Origin of the sequence: Bacillus sp. FSL K6-0972, from assembly GCF_037976035.1 — a bacterium.
In the GTDB taxonomy this organism is placed as follows: domain Bacteria; phylum Bacillota; class Bacilli; order Bacillales; family Bacillaceae; genus Bacillus; species Bacillus haynesii.
Genome location: NZ_CP150260.1, coordinates 2373884 through 2393608 on the forward strand (window position 1 = coordinate 2373884; position 19725 = coordinate 2393608).

Consider the following 19725-nt stretch of genomic DNA (forward strand, 5'->3'; position numbering starts at 1 on the left):
AAAAAGAAGCTCGCGATCAGCGGAGCTTCTTATTTCGGCCAATCTTTTTCTCTTTTTCTGCGCCTGTCCTCTTCGGCTTTATACTTTCTGAAACCGACATATGTCAGCGTCGATAGGATAATGCTCCCCGTCGTCAGGATGACCCATAACAGGGAAGGGTCTGCATCATCTTCTTCTACTTGATCAAACACATCTTCCAAATCTTTTTCCAAAAGCGTCAGCCTTTCCAGCTTGCTGCTTTCCGTCATTTGCTGAAAGCCCCCGTTTTCCACGACTGCAATATGGTTGGAGACGCTTTTTAACTGCTTTTGCGAAACATCAATCGTTAAGCTTGGATAAATCGTATCATACAAGGATAAAAAATGATTCCACTTTTCCCTGAATGTCAAGTTGTCTTCCTTCTGAATCCCGGCCTTCAAAGCGCTGAAAGAATCCATGATCGGTTTTTTCAAACTGCTCCACAGCGGATCATGGTCAGATTCAATGGCGTCCATCAGCATTCTAAACTGGGCAGCGGCTTTAAATTTCTCCTGCTGTGCGACCTCTTCGCTTTCCAGCCTTTTCAGCGTATCATGGTAGGCCAGACTGACCTGGCGGATTTCCGAGCCCGTCATCATCTCTTCTGTTCCGTCTTTCTCTGCTGCTTTCAGCCGTTTTTCAAAGTATTGAAGAATTTGTACCGCTTCCTCATATTGAGACTGCCTTGTTAGCTGGAATACCGTATCTGACAGTTCCGTCAATTCCTGCAAAGCCGATGATTCTTTCGCTTTCAAACCGGCCGCAGGAAAAACAAGCGCAAGCATCATGCAAAGGATCACCTTTCGTATCATTACGGTCCCTCCCACTCCTTCTATTAAAGCGTATGAAGAGAGGGACAAGGTTAGACCAAGATTGTGAAGCAGTGTTACAGCTTAAAAGCTTTTCGGGACAAGACCAGGTAATAGGCCAGACCGATCGAAGCGATGCTGAGCCAAAATGTAAAATAGCCGATCTGCGGCATATATTGATCGAGCATTGAATAATTCGGCATCATTCCAAACAAGTAATCAATGACATCGTTATGCAGCGTCCAAACAGCCGCAAGCGCCAAATGCCACCCTTTAAACCGGTAATGGGGGGCGTACAGCACGCCTTGCACAGCCATTGCGAAGTGCGACGCGATCAGCATATACCCCGTCCAATGAAGGCTTCCACTCACTACAAGCACAAGAATATTCATCACAACCGCCCACAGCCCGTATTTGACAAGCGTAACAAGCGCAAGCGCTTCAAAGAGAGGAGCATTCCTTCCCAATAAAAGTCCGATGAGAACAAATAAAAAGAACAATGTCGCCGTCGGGCTGTCGGGTACGAAAATCATAAATTTTGCAGGCGTATTCATCAGCTGCGGAAGATACCAGTAATACCCGTAAACCGTACCGAAGAAATTAATGATCAAAAGCAGCAGAAGCATCGGCTTTTGAGCGAGCATGTAGCAAATCAGTTTCAAAGCAATCAACTCACAGTCTCTTTAAATAAAAAGCCGCCGCCGGGTCAGCTTCATAGATTAACCGCAAAACGCATGCCAAGAAGCGGCGCCTTTCCAGCTTCCGTGCCGGTTCACGATCAGCAGCGGTCAAAATTGAAAAGGCCATCGACATCGTCGACAGCCCGAGAGGCTGACTTGGCGTCAGCTTCAGCTCTATCAAGAGTATAGCCTGCCTTCATCAACTTGACAACCGTTTTATTTCGCCGTTGTTTCAGAGATGAATTTAGACAGTTCTTTAAGCTCTTTGTCAGATCCTTTAAAAACGCCAGCAGGCATTTCGCCTTTTCCTTCTTTAGCGATTTTCGCAATCTCTTCCGGAGACAAGCCGTTGTCAACGAGAGACGGGCCTGCCGCTCCTCCCTGCATGTTGTCTCCATGGCACGAGATACAGCCCTGTTCCTGATAAATCTTATACCCTGCTGCACTCGTATCAATATCGGCCTCTTCCTTGATTTTACCCTGCTCTTCAGCAGCGGCCCAGTCGTGAGTTGCAACGGACTGCCATGTTAAGAAAACAGTCGCTGCAATTGCCAAAAGCATCAACCCTACGGCAACCGGACGTTTAAACGGCCTTCTCTCAGGGCCTCTGTCAAGAAACGGCGCCAATAAAAGCGCTCCGAATGCAATTGTCGGGATAATAATCGCGCCGACCACCGTATACGGTCCGGCAGCATATTCGTATTTCAACAATTGGTAAAGAAATAGAAAATACCAGTCTGGCAAAGGTATGTAGCCGGTATCAGTCGGATCTGCCATCCGCTCGAGCGGAGGCTCATGGACGATGGTCAGCACGAGAAAACCGACAAGGAAAACCGCTCCGACCATCCATTCTTTCAGCAGGAAATTCGGCCAGAACGCTTCCGTTTTCCCTGGAAATTCGGAATAATCTTTTGGAATATTCGGTTTTCTTTCCGCCGGGATCCGTGAATCACCGACAAACTTCATCCCTTTTCCCCTTTTCATGCCATCCCCTCCTTCTCAATTGAGTCGCTCGTTTACAGCGGCCCAGAAATTCCTTGCTTGCGAATCATGATAAAGTGTGCTGCCATCAGTCCAAACAGAGCGGCTGGCAGGAAAAAGACGTGTATGGCAAAAAAGCGCGTCAACGTCTGAGCGCCGACAATATCCGGATGACCGGCAAGCAATGTTTTAATTTCCGAGCCGATCAGCGGCGTCGCCTCAGCAATCTGCAAACCTACTTTTGTCGCAAACAGAGCTTTCATATCCCAAGGCAAAAGGTAGCCTGTAAAACCTAAACCGAGCATGACAAAGAAAATCAAAACGCCGACAATCCAGTTCAGCTCTCTAGGTTTCTTATAAGCTCCCTGGAAGAAAACCCTGAGCGTATGAAGAAACATCATCACGATGACCAAACTCGCACCCCAGTGGTGCATTCCCCTTACAATCTGTCCGAACGCCACTTCATTTTGCAAATAATAAACAGATTCCCAGGCATTTTTAATATCCGGAACGTAATACATCGTCAAAAACATGCCGGACAGCACCTGAATCACCGTTACGAAAAACGTCAACCCCCCGAAGCAGTACACGAAAGCTGAAAAATGGTGAGCCGGGTTTACGTGTTCAGGAACTTCATGGTCGGCGATGTCCCGCCAGAGCGGCGTAATGTCAAGTCTTTCATCCACCCAGTCATAAATTTTGTTTAGCATGATCACCCATCCTTCCTCGGCTTGGCTTTCCCTAAGTAAAGGTAGCCGTCTTTAACCTCTTGCTCATAGTGGTCCAAAGGAGCAAGCGGCGGAGTTCCGGGCACGTTGGTACCATCCTTTTCATAAAGTCCGTAATGGCACGGACAAAAGAACTTATTCGGATTTTTAGGATCGCTGTTCCAGTTGACCGTACACCCCAAATGTTTACAAACCGGTGATAAAGCTACAATTTCGTCCCCACTTTTGAAAACCCACGCTGATCTCGATTCTTCCGATTCGTACCAGGCATCCACTTGTTTGATTTTAAAATCGAAGCGCTGCGGTTCATTTGTCAATTCATCAACGCTGACAACCTGAACCATGTCCTGATCTTCAGTCGGCCTTAAAACCGGATCGAGCGCGAAGCGAACCATAGGCATGAGCATCCCCGCCGCCATAAAGCCGCCGACTCCGGTCAGCGTATAGTTTAAAAACTGACGTCTGGATACCCGATGTCTTTTTTCGCTCATCTTCATATCCCCCCTCAAGTCCCCAGCTACAATATAACTGAAATAGAAAAAAATTCATGAAACTAGGACACCCTCATAATATATCAATATTTTAGGAAGGTCAACATTCCCAAAATCATTATACAAAGGAAATGTAAGTGTTTTTATTAAGAGTTCCAATATTGTAACAAAATGTTCAATATTTGCTCGATTTGATCTTCAAGCAGCTTCTGCTTTAACGAATCCTTCATATGTTCGAGAGGAATCGCCGGAACCCACAGCAGCTTTTGCTCGCTTTCGAGCACCTGCTTCCAGCGTTCATCCGTCGTTAAAAAAACGATGTGGCGAAAATGTTTTTCGGCCATTTCTTTTAAATCGGCGATATGCTGCGCCGATTTCTCATCCGCTTGCAAATATGTACAGGGCGGAAACAGATAGATTCTGCCCTTCAGCTGCCTTTCGAGTTCCTCTGCAAGTATAGACGTAAATTCCCCTTTTGATACGGCAGATTTAAACTGATCTCCCAAATCAACCGATATTAAAGGGATGACAGCTGTATCGATGTATTCTTTCGCATTCAAGTAAACATCCGCATCGTGCGTATTCCATTTCACGGCTCCCGGCCTCCTCGTTATGACAGCGCTTTCTCCGGAGCTGAACAAGCCTTGCTCTCGGCAAGGCTTGATTGGCAGCGGATTATCGCAGCTGGCTCAGTTGTTTAGCTAGTTTTTCGAAGCTTTCTTTATCCTGGCGGTCAAGCGCTTCATCGATTTCCCGCAGCAGCTTTTGTCTCTGAAAAGTGGAAATGGAATGCTCCAAAATCTGTTCAGCGACAATTTTATCTTTTTCATTTTCATATAGGTCTTTCGGAATATGCGGATTGGCTTCGAGTACAGCCGCATATTCCGGAGAATTATAGGCTGAGCGGAAGTTCAGCTGGATAAAAAGATCCTGCTGCTTATTCAGCCTGATATCATGAAATGATTTTTCTGCATCGGTCGTCATGACATTTTCTTTATAAAAACGAAAAGGCACTTCCTCAACGCAGTGGGTAGACATGATAATGCCCCTCGGACAAAATTCGGCCTGCTCGACAAAATGCACTTTTTCCATCAGCGAGTCATGGCTCATTAAATAATTCAGAATCCATACACACTCTCTTCGTTTCAGCTGATAATGGTTGAGAAACCAGCGGATAAAATCTTTTTTTTCATTGACAGAAACAGGGGTCTGCATGTTATTCCCTCCTCTATCGCATCTTGTGTATTACTTTATAAATTCCACACAAACCGATCATATCCTGCTTATTCAAAGGAATTTTCATCTTCGATTCTGAAAATCGTCTCCTGGACTTCCTCGTTTGCCGGGTCGAGCTCTGCCAGTTTTTTCAGCAGAGGCAGCGCTTCTTTCTGCCGTCCTTCTTCAAGCAGAAACATGGAATATTCGTAAAGGAAATCGGCGTCATCCCGGTAGTGCAAAAATGCGTTCTCATATTCCTCACGGGCTTTGTCGTACGCTTCGGTCCGGGCGAATGCTGATGCCACATGCCAGCTGAACTTCGGATCATCCTCTCCGTATTTGCGCACTTCCTGAACGAGTTCAATGATGCTCTCATCATCATCTTCTTCAAGAAACAGGGCAAGCAGGGTATGGACGGCTTCCAGATATCCGGGGTCCAGCGCCAGCGCTTCACGAAGCAGTTCTTTCGCTTCCGAATGCCTTTTCGTTTTTAAAGCTGCTTTTGCAGCAGAAAGATAAAGCTCTTTGTTGAACTCATCGACGCGGATTCCTTCTTTTGCCGTTTCGAATGCCTCCTCATAAAGCCCTTCTGCTTCATAGCTGTTTGCCAGAGGCTTGTAAAGCGAAGAATAAGCAGGGTCCATTTCCTTCAGCTCTGTCAGCTGTTTAATCGCAGTTTTAGGATACCCCGCTTTCAGTGCCGTAAAACCAAACCCGAACAGTGTGTTGGGCTCCGGGTTCTCCTTGACGGCTTTTTCATACCATTCAAGCGCTTCTTCAAACGCTCCGGATGAACTCAATGATTCCGCCAGCCTTTGGTACACATTCACGCCACCGATGACGGCTTCTTCTTCGGCCGCTTTTTTGAATTGACGGACCGCTTTTCCGTAAGCTCCCTGAGTGAAATACAGCTCTCCCAAAGCAAAATCGATGACCGGCTCATCAGGCAAAATGGCTCGCGCCTTCAACAGCTTTTGCTCGCTGACTTCAAACAGACCCTGCATCTGATAGAGGTCAGCCATTAAAAGCAGGCACTGCGGGTATGCTTCGTCTGTTTCCGGAATCGTTTCGAGCACGCTGAGCGCTTTTTCTTCCTGGTCGGTTTCGATGAGGAGTTCGGCATAAAAGCATGTCAGTTCCGTTTCATCCGGATACAGTTCATGAAGGTCATTCACGATGGCGATAGCCTTATCGACAATTCCCCATTCGTAATACAGCTGGGCTACTATGGCTTTGTCTTCATCATGAAGGTCAGACTCGATATCAGCAAGCTTTTTCAATCCGCTTTCCGGGTGGCCTGCTTCAACTAATTTTATGGCTTCTTGAATCGAAGTATTCAAATCTAAACGTCCCTTTCTTTCGTCAATTCATCGCCGGCCGTATCAGCCGGGATAACGCGGTGAGTTACTTACTATCATAATTCACGCGGCGGTTTCCGGCAAATATGTTGCCCGCACAGCTGTATGGAAGCAGATTGATTCTGTTAAGACAAGCTATGCCAAAGACATTCGTTTTATGATCAAACGCCCGGCTTTCATGATTTTCCGGGCTGAAAAAGCCTGGAGCACAATGCTTCAGGCTTTTTCAGCAAGCTTTTCAATATGTTCAAAAAATGAAGGATATGAGACGCTCACAGCTTCTGGCTGTAAAATGTCGATCGGCTGCTCGCAGATGCAGGCGGCGATCCCCAGCATCATTCCGATCCGGTGGTCCCCATGGCTTGAGACCTTCGCGCCGCCTGTAAGAGGCGTCCTGCCGTGAATCTTCATCCCGTCTTCCGTCGGCTCGATGTTCGCACCGATTTTTTTCAGCTCTGAGGCGACGGTATCGATTCGGTTCGTTTCTTTTACTTTGAGCTCAGCCGCGTCTTTGATGACCGTCGTTCCTTCAGCCTGTGTAGCTAGAAGGGCGATGATCGGTATTTCGTCGATGAGGCGCGGAATCAAATCGCCCGAAATTTCGGCGGCTTTCAAAGAGGACGTTTTGATTCTCAGATCGCCGTACGGCTCAGCGTTTCCGGTGTCTTTTTCTTCGATTTCAAGATCGGCGCCCATTTCTTTCAAGACATCGATGATTCCCGTCCTGGTCGGGTTGAGTCCGACATTGCGAAGCACGACTTCACTGTCAGGAACAAGCGATCCCGCTGCCAGGAAAAACGCAGCTGATGAAATATCACCCGGCACAAAGACTTCGGCTGCTTTCAGCTGCTGCCCGCCCTCAATCGATACGCTTGTTTCATCTTCCTGAAGGCTGACGCCGAACATCGACAGCATCCGTTCCGTATGGTCTCTTGATTTATGAGGCTCCGTCACCGTTGTGGTGCCTTCGGCCTGCAGACCCGCAAGCAGAACGGCCGATTTGATTTGCGCACTTGCAACAGGCGACTCAAAATCGATCGCGGTCAGATGTCCGCCACGGACAGAAAGCGGTGTGTATTCCCCTCCGGCGCGGCCGTCGATTTTCGCTCCCATTTTTCGAAGCGGTTCTGTGACACGCTTCATCGGCCTTTTGGCGATGCTCTCATCGCCGGCGACCGTACTGTGAAACGGGCGTCCCGCCAAAATGCCGAGCATCAGCCTGATCGTCGTTCCGGAATTCCCTACATCGAGGAGTTCAGCAGGCTCAGTCAGCTGATCGAGCCCTTTGCCGAGGACGGTGACATCACTGCCATTCTGTTCGATTTCCACGCCCATTTTCCGAAAGCAGGCGATCGTGCTCAAGCAGTCGGCTCCTGGCAAAAAGTTTTTGATGACCGTTTTCCCTTCTGCCATGGCTCCGAACATAACAGAACGATGAGAGATGGATTTATCTCCCGGAATATGAAGCTCTCCTTTTAGTGAACTGATTTTTCCTCTTTTCATGTATTCCACCTCAATCAGCATAAAATGTTTCATATTTTGCGCGGATTTGAATGCATTTTTCGGCACGTTTTCGATCTTCATCGGATTGAAAGCTGATTCTGAGAACACCGTTTATGTCTTCCCTTGTTTCAATAATCCGGATGTTCGTAATGCTGATTTGCTCGTCGGCGAGGATCGCCGTAATTTCCGAGATGACCCCGGGATGGTCCGGAACATCGACATAAAGATCGTAAAAGGAAGGGATCGCGCCTTTTTGCCGTAAAGGCAGACCGTCACGGTATTCCTTGGCTTGCCGAAAAAATTCAAACAGTCCGTCTGCATCTTCATTTTCGACAAAAGACTGAATTCTGTCCAGCTCTTGTTTCCATTCGTCAAACCGCTCCAATATTTTATCTTTATTGTGCAAAAGAATATCGCGCCACATCGCCGGGCTGCTTGAGGCAATCCTCGTGATATCGCGGAAGCCCCCTGCGGCAAAACGCTTGACGAGCGGGTACTGATCTTCGAATTTGACGGTCTGATGGACGAGACTCGCCGCCACGACATGCGGAAAATGGCTGATCACGCTTGTAACGGCGTCGTGTTCAGCCGGAGACATTTCCACAAACTTTGCGTTTGTTCCTTTGAGCAGGTCTTTTAAAGAAGCAACCGCTTCTTTGCCGGCGGATCCGGAAGGCGTCAAAATATAGAACGCGTTCTCGAAAAGGAAGTCTTTGGCGGCTGCGACGCCCGATTTATGAGAGCCGGCCATCGGATGGCCCCCGATAAACCTGTATTCATTCGGCAAAACTTTTTCGGCATGGCTGACGACCTTTTGTTTCGTGCTGCCGACATCTGTAATAAGCAGCTTTTTCTTGATGCCTGAAGCGGCAAGTTCATCGAGCATGTGAAGCGTCTGTTCGACCGGCGCCGCTAAAAAAACGGTCGACGCTTCCTTCACCCCTTCTAAAAAAGAAGCAGCCGGAGTATCAATAACGCCAAGCTTTTGTGCAGCTCTTGCCTGCTCTTCTGACACGTCAAACCCGATGATCCGTTTGCCGGGGTGTTCCTTTTTGATGGCAAGGGCGATTGAACCGCCGATTAAGCCCAAACCGGCCAATAAAATCGTTTCATTTGGTTGAGTCATTTTTTATCACCTAGTTCATCAATAGACTAAAGAGGTGACTGAATCATCACCTCTTACAACATGCCGGCTAACGTTTTCAAAAAGCCTTCGTTCTGTTCCTTCGTACCGACCGATATTCTAAGGAATGTCGGAAAGCCGAGCGCATTCCCCGATCTGACGATATAGCCTTTTTTCAGCAGCTTGAGGAAAAGTTCGTCTGCATCCCGTTTAAAATCGATCAGCACAAAGTTCGTTTGTGAAGGATAGTAAGTTAGCCCGTGCTCATCACAGAAATCGTAGTACTGTTTGAGCCCTTCATTGTTTTTTCTCACGCAATCGTCGATAAATGCCTGATCGCCGAGGGCCGCAAGCGCGGCAGCCTGGCCGAGCCGGTTTGTATTAAACGGCTGTCGCGCAGGCTCAATCGCCCGAATCAGCTGTTCAGAGGCAATCCCGTAGCCGACTCTTAAGGACGCCAACCCGTAAGCTTTTGAAAACGTCCTGAGAATCATCAGGTTCGGAAAGCGTTCCAGAAGCGGAATGGTCTCAGGGTAGTCTTCAGCCGTTACGTATTCGTAATAAGCTTCATCGACGACAGCAAGGACATGTTCCGGAACTTTTTCAAGAAAACGGATTAGGTTGCGGCCGGATTCATACGTTCCGGTCGGATTGTTCGGGCTGCAAACCCAGACCACCTTCGTCTGTTCATCGATCGCCTCCAGCATTGCATCAAGGTCGTGGCAGCCGTTTTCAAGCAGGCCGACTTCCCTGACTTCCGCTCCTTCGATGACAGCATTGTGTTTGTATTGTGAAAATGTCGGATTCGCCATTACAGTATTTGAGGCAGGATCCAACAAAGAGCGGGAAATAATTTGAATGACTTCGTCTGTTCCGTTTCCCAGGATGATGTTCGTTTCGTTTACGCCGAGATGGGAGGCAAGCTTAGTTCTCAATGCCGCACTATAGCCGTCAGGATAGAGAGCCATTTGCTGCACTTCGGTCTGGAGGGCTTCTTTTGCCGCTTCCGAACAGCCGTAAGGATTTTCATTTGAAGCGAGCTTAATGACCCGGTCGAGGTTGAATTCTTTTTTGACCTCTTCAATCGGTTTGCCCGGCTGGTAAGGCGTTAATTGTTTTAACTGTTCTTTAATTTGCAACATTCTGTCACCTCATTTTACCATGTACGATCCGCTAAATGTCTTAGCGTATGCCTCAAACGCCTTTAAGGCTTGTTCCCTTGTCTCAGGGGCGATGAGTTCGTCTTTCAGCTCCTCGATCTTTCTGACAAGGGCGCTTCCCACGACAACACCGTCCGCCAGTTCATTCATCATCTCCACTTGTTTGGAGCTGGAAATCCCAAACCCGACGGCTACCGGGACGGAGCTCATTCCTTTAACTGACCTGATAAATGAAGAAACAGAATCTTCGAATTCATTGCGCACACCTGTCACACCGAGCGAAGAAACGCAATACACAAAACCTTCCGCCTGCTGCGTTATTTTTTGAATGCGCGATTCGCTTGTCGGCGCGACCAGCGAAATATAGGTAATCCCGTGTTTTTTACACTGTTGCTGCAAATATACGCTTTCCTCAAAAGGAAGGTCCGGTACAAGGAGTCCGTCTAGCCGATTTTGTCGCAGTAAAGCGAAAAAGTGATCTGTATCTAATTGTAACACAGGATTATAATACGTAAAGAGAATAATCGGAATATGGACGCCGTTTTTTTTCATTTCACCGCCAAGCCTGATCGCTTTTACGATGTTCATGTCGTTGTCAAGCGCCCTTTTTGATGCGCGTTGAATCACAGGGCCGTCAGCGAGCGGATCAGAATACGGAACCCCGAGTTCAAGGGCGGACGCCCCCGCCTCTTGAAGGGATTTCGCCAGCTCGATCGAGATTTCAGGCAGCGGGTCTCCAGCTGTAATAAACGGAACAAATAACTTATCGGACGGCTGTTTTTTCAGATTGAACATCTTGATTCACCTCTTCTTCCAACACCTTCATCAAGGTATGGACGTCTTTGTCTCCCCTGCCTGAAAGGCAGACGAGAACACTTTTCTCCCTCGGCAGTTCTTTAGCGATGTCAAATGCTTTTGCCAATGCATGGGCGGATTCAATAGCCGGCAAAATGCCCTCAGTCTCCGTCAGCAGCCTTAATGCCGAGACCGCTTCATCATCTGTGACAGATTCGTACGTGACGCGCCCTGTTTGATGAAGATGGGCGTGCTCGGGGCCGACCCCCGGATAATCAAGTCCGGCTGAGATGGAATAAGGCTCGATGATCTGTCCGTACTCGTCTTGAATCAAGTAGGTCAAAGAACCGTGGATGACGCCTTTTGTCCCCTTTGTGATCGTTGCCGCATGAAGAGGGGTGTCGACACCTTTTCCCGCAGCTTCGACTCCGATCAGTTCAACAGTTTCTTCAATGAACGCGCTGAACATCCCGATCGCATTGCTGCCGCCTCCGACACAGGCGACAACTTTATCGGGGAGGCTTTGCTCCAATTGATAAAACTGCGCTTTCGCCTCTTCGCCGATCATCCGTTGAAATTCGCGGACGATATAAGGATACGGATGCGGCCCGACGACGGAACCGATCATGTAAAAATGGTCCTGGCAATGCTGAACCCAGTAGCGGATCGCTTCGTTTGTAGCATCTTTTAATGTCCCGTTTCCGCTTGACACCGGAACGACCTCCGCTCCCAAGAGCTTCATCCGGAACACGTTCAGCGATTGTCTGGCAACATCTTCTTCACCCATAAAGACAATGCATGACAAGCCGAACTTTGCAGCGACAGTCGCCGCCGCCACGCCGTGCTGGCCTGCGCCGGTTTCAGCGATGAGCTTTGTTTTCCCCATTTTCTTGGCCAGGAGCGCCTGGCCGAGGGCATTGTTGATTTTGTGGGCGCCTGTATGGTTTAAATCTTCTCTTTTTAAGTAAATCTTCGCTCCGCCCAGCTGCTTTGTGAGCTGGTCTGCGAACGTCAAAGCCGTCGGCCTGCCTGAATAGTCATTTAAAAGCTTTTGATAATCCTTTTGAAATGTAGGGTCGTCTTTCAGTTCAAGAAACGCTTTTTCGATTTCTTCCAAAGGCTGCATGAGTGTTTCCGGGACGAATTTCCCGCCAAAATCACCAAACCTGCCTTGTTCATTCGGATATGAATACATGTTCGAACATCCTTTCTTCTAAAAGGCTGATCAGCTTTTCGCTTTTCCTGCCTCTTTCTTCAATTCCGCTTGCCAGGTCGATTCCCGGCGGACACCGCTTTAAAAGATCTGCGATTGTATCCGGGTTCACGCCCCCGGCGATAAACAGACGTTTTCCTTCTCTTTGTGCTACATCTTTATACTTTGGGACGCTGTCCCACGAAAACGAAACGCCCGTTCCTCCTCTCATCCCTTTAACAGACGAGTCGATAACATACCCGTCGATGTAAGGTGCGAAAGATGCCATGCTCTGAACGGTATCATTCCCGTGATGGAGCGCCTTCCAAATCTCGCAGTCTGTCATGCTTTTCAGCCGCTTGATGTCTGCCGCCGTTTCATCTCCATGAAGCTGGATCACGTCCAAACCGGCTTCTTTTGCGATTTCAGCCATCCGACTCATGTTTTCATTAACAAAAACGCCGACCAGCTTTTTACCTGTTGTATCCGTTTCGCTACACCAGCGTTTCACATCCGCCGGGTCTACCGACCGTTTGCTTTCGGCGAAAATAAATCCGAGATAATCGGCTTTCGAGCGGGCTGTCACCTTTAAATCTTCCAATGAATGAATCCCGCAATATTTTAAGCTCGTTTTCTCGATCATCCGTTCTCACCGAATAACGCATGGACAGCCTTCAGCTGTGACGGCTCTCTCATCAGCGATTCGCCGACAAGCACGGCCTGGGCTCCACACGTTTTTACAAATGCGAGATCTTCCGATTTTCCGATGCCGCTTTCGCTGATGAGAACGGTCCCTGACGGAACGAGTTTTGCCATACGCTCTGTTTGCCCGACGGACGTTTCAAAGTTTTTTAGATTTCGATTGTTTACCCCGATGATTTCGGGTGTAAAGACATTTAAAATGCCCTCAAGCGTCTCTTCGCCATGAACTTCGACGAGCACATCCATGCCTTTTTCAGCGGCTTGCCGGTAGAGCTCAAACAGCTTTTGCGGTTCAAGCGCCTCTCCGATCAGCAGGATCGCATCCGCTCCGATGCGGTCCGCTTCTTCAACCTGAATGGAATCAATGATAAAATCCTTGCGCAGTACAGGCAGGGAAACCGAGCGTTTCACATCTGACAAATAACTGTTCCTCCCTTGAAAAAAAGGTGTATCTGTCAGAACAGACAAACAATCGGCTTTAGCCTGTTCGTACTGTTTAGCGATCTTAACGGGCTCAAAATCTTCCTGAATCACGCCTTTTGACGGAGAAGCTTTTTTCACCTCCGCAATTAAAGCGACAAACCGGTTCGGAGAAAGGAGCGCCTTTTTAAATGACCGCTTTGGCAGCTTTAAATCTTCCGGCAGTTCGATCTTTAGAATGTCTTCTCGTTTTCTATCAATAATTTGATTAAGCATATAACTCTTCCTCTTTCTGTTTTAATCGCTCCAGCTGATTGAGCGCCTCTCCGCTTGCAACAGCTTCTAAAGCGAGCGCAACGCCCTCTTTTAAATCCGCTGCCTGCTCTGCGGCGTATAAAGCGGCTCCGGCGTTAAACGCTGCGATATGAACAGCCGAGTCCGGAGCGCGGTTTTTCAAAATATCGACGATGAGACGGCCGCTTTCTTCAGGCGTCGCCACCTGAATGTCGCTCAGCCTGCCGAGCGGCAGACCAACATCACCTGGCTCAACGGTGTATTCGTATGTTTTGCCGCCTTTCAGTTCAATCACATCTGTCGGCGATGTGATCGACAGTTCATCAAGACCGTCCCGGCTCGAAACAAACAATACGTGTTCCGTTTCAAACGCTTCAAGAGCGCGGGCCATGAGCTTTGCTTTTTCGATCGAGTAGACGCCGATCACCTGGCGTTTAGCTTTCATCGGGTTGCTGAGCGGGCCGAGCAGATTGAAGACGGTTCTAAAAGCCAGATCCTTCCTTGCGCCTGCCACGTGCTTCATGGAAGAGTGATAGCTTGGCGCATACAGGAATCCCATATTGCGGCGTCTAATGCTCTGAATCGTTTCTTCAGGCGACGTCTGAATTGAAACGCCGAGATATTCGAGAACATCAGCGCTCCCGCTTTTCGATGAAACGGAACGATTACCGTGTTTTGCGATTTTTGCCCCGGCTGATGAAGCGATGATCGCGGCCGCTGTAGAAATGTTGAAGGTGGAGCTTCCGTCTCCTCCGGTTCCGCACGTATCGACAACATGTTCCGGTCCATCTATTGTATGTGCCTGCTCCCGCATGGCTCTGACAAATCCCGTAATCTCTTCAGCCGTTTCTCCCCTGTAAGCGAGAACGGACAGGAGGCCTCCGATTTCCGCGGCGCTCAGCGAGCCGGTCATCATGTCACGCATGATGCTGTGTGCCTCGGTTTCATTCATTGTCCCTCCGTTAACGCATGATTTCAGCAGTTCGTTCATTGCCGTCCTCCCCCTTTTCAAGAAACATTTCTTCCGCGATTTGAATCGTTTTTAACAGAGCCCCTGCTTTATTGCAGGTCTCTTCCCATTCTTTTTCAGGCACGGAGTCGGCTACGATGCCTGCTCCAGCCTGGATGGACGCCACTCCGTTTTTCACGCTCATCGTCCGGATCGTGATGCACGAATCGATATTTCCGTCAAATCCGATATAAGCAATGCACCCTCCGTATGTTTCCCTCGGTTCGGGCTCAAGCTCATTTAAAAGCTGAATCGCGCGGATTTTCGGAGCGCCGGTCAAAGTTCCGGCCGGAAATGCGCTCATTAAAGCGTCAACCGGGTGGACGCCCGCTTTTAAAGAGCCGGTTACGATCGAAATGATGTGCATGACGTGCGAAAAGGAAACGATTTTCGTAAACTCGGGCACTTGGACAGACCCGTATTCAGCTACTCTGCCGATATCATTTCTCGCCAAATCGACGAGCATGTAATGTTCCGCTTTTTCTTTCTCATCAGCCAAAAGCTCTTTTTCGAGCCGCTTATCCTCAGCCTGATCACCGCCCCTTTTCCTCGTGCCGGCGATCGGATGGATTTCAAGATGGCCGTTTTGAACATGGATCAGACGTTCAGGCGAGCTTCCAACGAGATCGCGGTCAGGAAGCCTCATGTAGTACATGTACGGGGACGGGTTGACCATTCTCAGCACTCTGTATAACTCAAAAGAACTGACCTTCACCGGAATATCGAACCTTTGCGAAAGGACGCCTTGAAAAATGTCTCCCGCTTTAATGTACTCTTTCAAGCGATCGACATCGGCCAAAAACCGGGATTTCTCATATGTTGATTGAATCCCTTCAAAGCTGGGGGCTGTGTGCCGTCCTTGCGGGAGAAACAGCTCTTTCGGCGCTTTCCGGTCTGACAGCCTGTGTGTAAGCTGTTTGAGCTCTTCTTTCCCTTTTTTGAAAATGCGGTTTTTTTCCTCCCTTGTTTCACTGCCTTCAAGCCTTGCATAGTGGATGAAATGCAGCTTTTTCAGCTCGTGATCATAGGCGATCATCGTCCGGCAGACAAACAGGAGGCATTTTTCCATCTCCGTTTCTTTGCTGTGCCCTTTGATCGACGGTTCAATGAGCGGCATTAGATCGTAGCTTAAATAGCCGACCGCTCCCCCTGTAAACGGGATGTCGAGCTCAGGCGCTTTGATCGAATACGTCTCTGACATCCATTCGAGAACTTCTTTTAACTGTGAAGCTGAATAAAGCTTTTTCTGCTTTTGATCGCAGGCGTGAAACCGGCCGCGTTCTTCTTTGATCGTCAAAAAGGGGTCTAAGCCGATGAAAGAATATCTTGACCATGCGGAGGTTTCATCCTGGCTTTCCAGCAAATACACGATGTCTTCTTGCAGCTTCTCGACCAGTTGAACGGGCGTCAACGTATCGACGGAAAAACTCTCAATAATTGGTATCGTTTTAAAGTGTGAAGTATCCTCTGAAAAAGAGGCAAAATCGGTTTGCAGACTCAACAATCTCTCACTCCTTATTCAGGCGGAGAGAATGAGAAGAAGGCCTTTAGAGGACAAATGATTGAATTGACGCGGGGAAAACGAAACAAACCCAAAAGAACACGTCTTTTGGGTAGAATGAATAAACGTTTTGTCTCAACTCAGCTCATCTCAGCTCATTCTCAATCTACCCTAGTCTCATACTCAGCTTATCTAAACTAAAACCCCATACACACTCCTGTGTATTCCAAGGTTTCTACAATCGTATTACAATTCAGTATTTTTTGTCAATGATAAATCAGGTCTGAGCGTTACCGCATTTTCCAAATAAACGTGGCGGACTTCATCCTGCCGCATATTCGTCTGAACCGTCATCATCACTCTGATGCATTTTTTGAGGCCGTGTTCAACATCCATTTCCTGCATGCACATGACGGGCACATGCTGCCAGCCTTCAAACGTTCTGACGACCTTCGCGGGAAAAGCAGCGTGAATATCAGAAGTAGCAGAAATTAAGATCTGCACGACTTGTTCAGGTTTGAGCTGATTTTCATCGATCATTTTTCCGATCAGCTGCTTCGTCCGCTCCGTAATGTCTTTTTCTGTATCCCGGTCAACTGTCGTCGCTCCCCGAATTCCGCGCATCATCATTTGTCTCCCTCCAATCTCCACATATTCAGCCATCGTTCGATTTCTTCGGCTTTAAAGGAGTGCAGCCGCACACTGCCGATCTTATCCAGCAGGACAAACTGAATGATGCCTCCGCGTGTTTTTTTATCGTTCATCATTCGGTTGATAAGTGCTTCTGTTGACACTTCGCGTTTCACTCTTTCCGGATAGCCGAGACTTTTCAGCCAGGCGGCGATTTTTGTGCGGTCAACAGGACAATTCAGCACCTTCTCGCTGACAAATAAAGCAAATTGCATGCCTAAAGCGACGGCATCGCCATGGGTGATCTCTCCGTAGCCGTATTCGGCTTCAACGGCGTGGCCAAGCGTATGCCCGAAGTTCAAATAGGCCCTGATTCCCTGTTCGCGCTCGTCTTGTGAGACAACTTCCGCTTTAATCGAAATGCCTTTGTACACCATTTCACTGAGCTGGCCGGTCGTAATCGCTTCTACTGAATCAATTTTAAGCAATTCGTTCAAGAAAGATTCATCACGGATAAATGCGTGCTTAATGACTTCCGCAAGACCTGAACGCATTTCTTTTTCCGGAAGCGTACTCAGGCATTCGGTATCATATACCACCGCCTTCGGCTGATGAAAAGCGCCGATTAAGTTTTTTCCGAGCGGATGATTAATGGCAACTTTCCCTCCGACTGCGCTGTCATGAGACAGCAGAGTCGTCGGGAATTGCACATAATCGATGCCCCTCATAAAAGTTGAAGCGACGAACCCTGCAAGATCGCCGACAACACCGCCGCCCAGCGCCACAATGCATGACGAACGGTCAAGGCGAAATTGAATGGCTTCCGTCTGAAGCTTCATAAACATGTCGAATGATTTGGCCTGCTCGCCGCTTGGCACCGCAACCTTTTTAACAGGCCATTTGCTGTGGAGAAGACTGAACAGCTCTTCTCCATAGCGTTTATCAACTTCTTCGTCGGTGATCAAAAGCAGTTTCGTCATCGGAAGATTCAAGGATGACAAAAGCTCTGCCGCGTTTTTTCTAATGCCTCCCCCGATGAACACCGGGTAGGACAAAGAAGCGGTTTCGATTTGAAGTGATTTCATTAAAACTCCCTCGCAAGCTGTCTCATTTTCTCAACATTTTCAGCGATCCGGTCCATTTGGTCAACGCCAAACTGCTCGACGATCGCATTTGCGATTTCCCATGCAACAACCGCTTCCGCCACCACGCTTGCGGCAGGGACAGCGCACGAATCAGAACGCTCGATGCTCGCTGTAAACGGCTCTTTCGTCTCGATATCAACGCTTTTGAGCGGTTTGTATAACGTTGGAATCGGCTTCATCACACCTCTGACGACAATCGGCATTCCCGTTGTCATCCCGCCTTCAAGACCGCCGAGACGGTTTGTTGCGCGCGTGTAGCCTTTTTCTTCGTCCCAAATGATTTCGTCATGGACTTCACTGCCGTTTTTGCGTGCAGCTTCAAAGCCGATGCCAAATTCAACACCTTTAAAAGCATTAATGCTCAGTACGGCGGCAGCCAGCTTGCTGTCGAGTTTGCGGTCGTAATGGACATAGCTGCCGACTCCTACCGGCACCCCTTCAACAATCACCTCGACGATTCCGCCGATGGAATCCCCATTTGCTTTTGCTTCATCGATCGCGTCCATCATTTTCTTGCCCGCATCTTCGTCATAGCATCTGACAGGGGACTCTTCGGTTACTTTTTTCAAGTCTTCGATAGATTCATAATTTGTTTTTTCAGCTTTTACTCCGCCGATCTCCAGCACGTGGCCGGCCACTTGAATGCCGAGCTGGGAAAGGATCTTTTTGGCGACGGCTCCTGCCGCCACCCGGACGGTCGTTTCTCTGGCAGATGAACGTTCAAGCACGTTGCGCATATCTCTGTGCCCGTATTTGATCGCGCCGTTCAAATCGGCGTGACCCGGTCTCGGCCTTGAAATCTGTCGTTTCATTTCGCTTTCTTCTTCAGCTGTGATCGGCTCTGAACCCATGATTTTCGTCCAGTGTTTCCAGTCATTGTTTTCGACGACGAGAGCGATCGGCGACCCCAGAGAACGCCCGTGCCTTACACCGCTTGTGATCCGCGCCTGATCTTTTTCGATTTGCATCCGGCGTCCGCGGCCGTGGCCTTTTTGACGTCTTTGAAGCTCGTAATCGATGTCTTCTTTTGTGATATAAAGCCCTGCTGGGACTCCTTCGATAATTGTCGTAAGCTGCGGACCGTGAGATTCACCGGCTGTTAAATACCTCATGCTTTCGTTCTCCCTTCATCACATTAACGCTTTTAAGTAAAACTATAACATAACCCTTTATAAAAAGTCAGCTAACTTTTTTGATAGAAAAACGTATCTGTCGATTGAAAACCGTATTTTTCCGGATTGAAGATCTGTTCCGTGCTTCCGACAAACAAAACTCCCTTATTCTTCAGGCTGCCGCTGAACTTATGATAGATCTTCTCTTTTGCTTCCTCCGTAAAATAAATGAGCACATTGCGGCATACGATGATATCAAAATCTTTCTCATACGGATCAGCCAGTAAATTGTGCTTTTGAAAGCGGATGTTTTTCCTGATCTCGTCTTTGACGGCAAATCGGCTTCCGTCTTGCGTAAAATAAAGTTCCTTCATCTCTTTCGGCACTTCCTGCAGGGATCTTTCCTGATATACGCCTTCTTTCGCCTTCGCAAGGACTTTGTCATCGATATCTGTTGCGATGATCTGATAGTCTGAGAGGCCTTTCTGTCTGCTTAAAATCATCGATAATGTGTAGGGCTCTTCCCCGGTTGAACACGCCGCACTCCAAACTTTCAGCGTTTTCGCAGGCTTTAAAAGCGGCAAAATGGTTTTTTCGAGAACCTCCCACCTCTTATAGTTTCTGTAAAATTCTGAAACATTAATTGTCATCCTGTCCAGCGTTTCCTGCAGAAGAGCCTCATTCTTTTCTAAAGCGAGCGCAAACTCGCTGAAATCGCCATATCCTTTTTTCTCATAAAGAGACGTCAGCCTTCTTTTCATTTGCGCCTCTTTGTACAATGCCAAATCCACACCAGTCATTTTTTTCCATTTATCAACAAAGAAACTGTAATTGTCCATGTTTTCTCTCCTAATCG

Annotated in this window: 22 protein-coding genes; all 22 read right to left on the minus strand. The window is 48.2% G+C overall.

All coding sequences use genetic code 11. The features are described 5' to 3' along the window. Positions 1–29 precede the first annotated feature (29 nt). The 22 genes from ypjB to MKX80_RS12010 all read right to left on the minus strand — a co-directional run bounded on the left by ypjB (position 30) and on the right by MKX80_RS12010 (position 19708). Entirely contained in the window at positions 30–830 is an 801-nt protein-coding gene (gene ypjB / locus MKX80_RS11905) for a sporulation protein YpjB (protein WP_268324308.1), read from the minus strand. Between the two features lie 74 nt (positions 831–904). Further along, complete coding sequence (locus MKX80_RS11910) at positions 905–1489, minus strand: DUF1405 domain-containing protein (RefSeq protein WP_186807217.1); 585 nt, start codon at positions 1487–1489, stop codon at positions 905–907. 10 nt (positions 1490–1499) lie between these two features. Next, positions 1500–1688 (minus strand): hypothetical protein, encoded by a 189-nt coding sequence (locus MKX80_RS11915; RefSeq protein WP_268343309.1) that lies wholly within the window; start codon positions 1686–1688, stop codon positions 1500–1502. 35 nt (positions 1689–1723) lie between these two features. After that, a complete protein-coding gene (locus MKX80_RS11920) occupies positions 1724–2491 on the minus strand; it encodes a menaquinol-cytochrome c reductase cytochrome b/c subunit (protein WP_154997878.1) in 768 nt (255 codons plus the stop codon). Between the two features lie 32 nt (positions 2492–2523). Continuing rightward, positions 2524–3198 (minus strand): menaquinol-cytochrome c reductase cytochrome b subunit, encoded by a 675-nt coding sequence (gene qcrB, locus MKX80_RS11925; protein WP_003182952.1) that lies wholly within the window; start codon positions 3196–3198, stop codon positions 2524–2526. Between the two features lie 2 nt (positions 3199–3200). Continuing rightward, positions 3201–3707: a ubiquinol-cytochrome c reductase iron-sulfur subunit gene (locus MKX80_RS11930; protein ID WP_154997876.1), complete on the minus strand. Its 507-nt coding sequence runs from the start codon at positions 3705–3707 to the stop codon at positions 3201–3203. A 146-nt stretch (positions 3708–3853) separates the two neighbouring features. Next, the gene (locus MKX80_RS11935; protein WP_182070468.1) at positions 3854–4300 is read right to left on the minus strand and encodes a YpiF family protein; all 447 of its coding nucleotides are present in this window, start codon (positions 4298–4300) and stop codon (positions 3854–3856) included. Positions 4301–4382: 82 nt separating this feature from the next. Continuing rightward, positions 4383–4922, minus strand: a complete 540-nt coding sequence (locus tag MKX80_RS11940) for a ReoY family proteolytic degradation factor (protein ID WP_020451944.1) — start codon at positions 4920–4922, stop codon at positions 4383–4385. Positions 4923–4990: 68 nt separating this feature from the next. Next, on the minus strand, positions 4991–6265 hold the full coding sequence (locus MKX80_RS11945) for a tetratricopeptide repeat protein (RefSeq protein WP_154997872.1): 1275 nt from the start codon (positions 6263–6265) through the stop codon (positions 4991–4993). A 234-nt stretch (positions 6266–6499) separates the two neighbouring features. Continuing rightward, the gene (gene aroA, locus MKX80_RS11950; RefSeq protein ID WP_326077800.1) at positions 6500–7786 is read right to left on the minus strand and encodes a 3-phosphoshikimate 1-carboxyvinyltransferase; all 1287 of its coding nucleotides are present in this window, start codon (positions 7784–7786) and stop codon (positions 6500–6502) included. Between the two features lie 10 nt (positions 7787–7796). Continuing rightward, entirely contained in the window at positions 7797–8912 is a 1116-nt protein-coding gene (locus MKX80_RS11955; protein WP_176274746.1) for a prephenate dehydrogenase, read from the minus strand. Between the two features lie 53 nt (positions 8913–8965). After that, positions 8966–10048, minus strand: a complete 1083-nt coding sequence (gene hisC / locus MKX80_RS11960; protein ID WP_234113225.1) for a histidinol-phosphate transaminase — start codon at positions 10046–10048, stop codon at positions 8966–8968. Positions 10049–10060: 12 nt separating this feature from the next. Then, positions 10061–10864 (minus strand): tryptophan synthase subunit alpha, encoded by an 804-nt coding sequence (gene trpA, locus MKX80_RS11965; protein ID WP_026579384.1) that lies wholly within the window; start codon positions 10862–10864, stop codon positions 10061–10063. Next, on the minus strand, positions 10833–12059 hold the full coding sequence (gene trpB, locus MKX80_RS11970; protein ID WP_154998185.1) for a tryptophan synthase subunit beta: 1227 nt from the start codon (positions 12057–12059) through the stop codon (positions 10833–10835). Before trpB ends, trpA begins: the two co-directional genes overlap by 32 nt. Next, the gene (locus MKX80_RS11975; protein ID WP_234113226.1) at positions 12040–12696 is read right to left on the minus strand and encodes a phosphoribosylanthranilate isomerase; all 657 of its coding nucleotides are present in this window, start codon (positions 12694–12696) and stop codon (positions 12040–12042) included. The genes trpB and MKX80_RS11975 overlap by 20 nt, the downstream gene beginning before the upstream one ends. Next, the gene (trpC, locus tag MKX80_RS11980; protein ID WP_216928491.1) at positions 12696–13454 is read right to left on the minus strand and encodes an indole-3-glycerol phosphate synthase TrpC; all 759 of its coding nucleotides are present in this window, start codon (positions 13452–13454) and stop codon (positions 12696–12698) included. The genes MKX80_RS11975 and trpC overlap by 1 nt, the downstream gene beginning before the upstream one ends. Then, positions 13447–14463, minus strand: coding sequence for an anthranilate phosphoribosyltransferase (trpD, locus tag MKX80_RS11985; protein WP_154998181.1), 1017 nt, complete (start codon positions 14461–14463; stop codon positions 13447–13449). Before trpD ends, trpC begins: the two co-directional genes overlap by 8 nt. Continuing rightward, positions 14435–15982: an anthranilate synthase component I gene (gene trpE, locus MKX80_RS11990; RefSeq protein WP_154998179.1), complete on the minus strand. Its 1548-nt coding sequence runs from the start codon at positions 15980–15982 to the stop codon at positions 14435–14437. Before trpE ends, trpD begins: the two co-directional genes overlap by 29 nt. Positions 15983–16228: 246 nt before the next feature. After that, positions 16229–16612 carry a chorismate mutase gene (aroH, locus tag MKX80_RS11995; protein WP_154998177.1) on the minus strand — a complete coding sequence of 128 codons (384 nt, stop codon included), beginning with the start codon at positions 16610–16612 and terminating at the stop codon, positions 16229–16231. Then, positions 16609–17697 carry a 3-dehydroquinate synthase gene (aroB, locus tag MKX80_RS12000; protein WP_182070465.1) on the minus strand — a complete coding sequence of 363 codons (1089 nt, stop codon included), beginning with the start codon at positions 17695–17697 and terminating at the stop codon, positions 16609–16611. Before aroB ends, aroH begins: the two co-directional genes overlap by 4 nt. Then, a complete protein-coding gene (aroC, locus tag MKX80_RS12005) occupies positions 17697–18869 on the minus strand; it encodes a chorismate synthase (RefSeq protein WP_154998173.1) in 1173 nt (390 codons plus the stop codon). The genes aroB and aroC overlap by 1 nt, the downstream gene beginning before the upstream one ends. A gap of 71 nt (positions 18870–18940) precedes the next feature. Next, on the minus strand, positions 18941–19708 hold the full coding sequence (locus tag MKX80_RS12010) for a protein-glutamate O-methyltransferase CheR (protein ID WP_154998171.1): 768 nt from the start codon (positions 19706–19708) through the stop codon (positions 18941–18943). Positions 19709–19725: the final 17 nt, after the last annotated feature.

What these genes read in the sequence shown, in the direction of transcription:
- ypjB (WP_268324308.1), bottom strand. Translation starts at nt 830, where the DNA reads ATGATACGAAAGGTGATCCTTTGCATGATGCTTGCGCTTGTTTTTCCT.
- MKX80_RS11920 (WP_154997878.1), bottom strand. Translation starts at nt 2,491, where the DNA reads ATGAAAAGGGGAAAAGGGATGAAGTTTGTCGGTGATTCACGGATCCCG.
- qcrB (WP_003182952.1), bottom strand. Translation starts at nt 3,198, where the DNA reads ATGCTAAACAAAATTTATGACTGGGTGGATGAAAGACTTGACATTACG.
- MKX80_RS11930 (WP_154997876.1), bottom strand. Translation starts at nt 3,707, where the DNA reads ATGAGCGAAAAAAGACATCGGGTATCCAGACGTCAGTTTTTAAACTAT.
- MKX80_RS11940 (WP_020451944.1), bottom strand. Translation starts at nt 4,922, where the DNA reads ATGCAGACCCCTGTTTCTGTCAATGAAAAAAAAGATTTTATCCGCTGG.
- aroA (WP_326077800.1), bottom strand. Translation starts at nt 7,786, where the DNA reads ATGAAAAGAGGAAAAATCAGTTCACTAAAAGGAGAGCTTCATATTCCG.
- MKX80_RS11955 (WP_176274746.1), bottom strand. Translation starts at nt 8,912, where the DNA reads ATGACTCAACCAAATGAAACGATTTTATTGGCCGGTTTGGGCTTAATC.
- trpA (WP_026579384.1), bottom strand. Translation starts at nt 10,864, where the DNA reads ATGTTCAATCTGAAAAAACAGCCGTCCGATAAGTTATTTGTTCCGTTT.
- trpB (WP_154998185.1), bottom strand. Translation starts at nt 12,059, where the DNA reads ATGTATTCATATCCGAATGAACAAGGCAGGTTTGGTGATTTTGGCGGG.
- trpC (WP_216928491.1), bottom strand. Translation starts at nt 13,454, where the DNA reads ATGCTTAATCAAATTATTGATAGAAAACGAGAAGACATTCTAAAGATC.
- trpD (WP_154998181.1), bottom strand. Translation starts at nt 14,463, where the DNA reads ATGAACGAACTGCTGAAATCATGCGTTAACGGAGGGACAATGAATGAA.
- aroH (WP_154998177.1), bottom strand. Translation starts at nt 16,612, where the DNA reads ATGATGATGCGCGGAATTCGGGGAGCGACGACAGTTGACCGGGATACA.
- aroB (WP_182070465.1), bottom strand. Translation starts at nt 17,697, where the DNA reads ATGAAATCACTTCAAATCGAAACCGCTTCTTTGTCCTACCCGGTGTTC.
- aroC (WP_154998173.1), bottom strand. Translation starts at nt 18,869, where the DNA reads ATGAGGTATTTAACAGCCGGTGAATCTCACGGTCCGCAGCTTACGACA.
- MKX80_RS12010 (WP_154998171.1), bottom strand. Translation starts at nt 19,708, where the DNA reads ATGGACAATTACAGTTTCTTTGTTGATAAATGGAAAAAAATGACTGGT.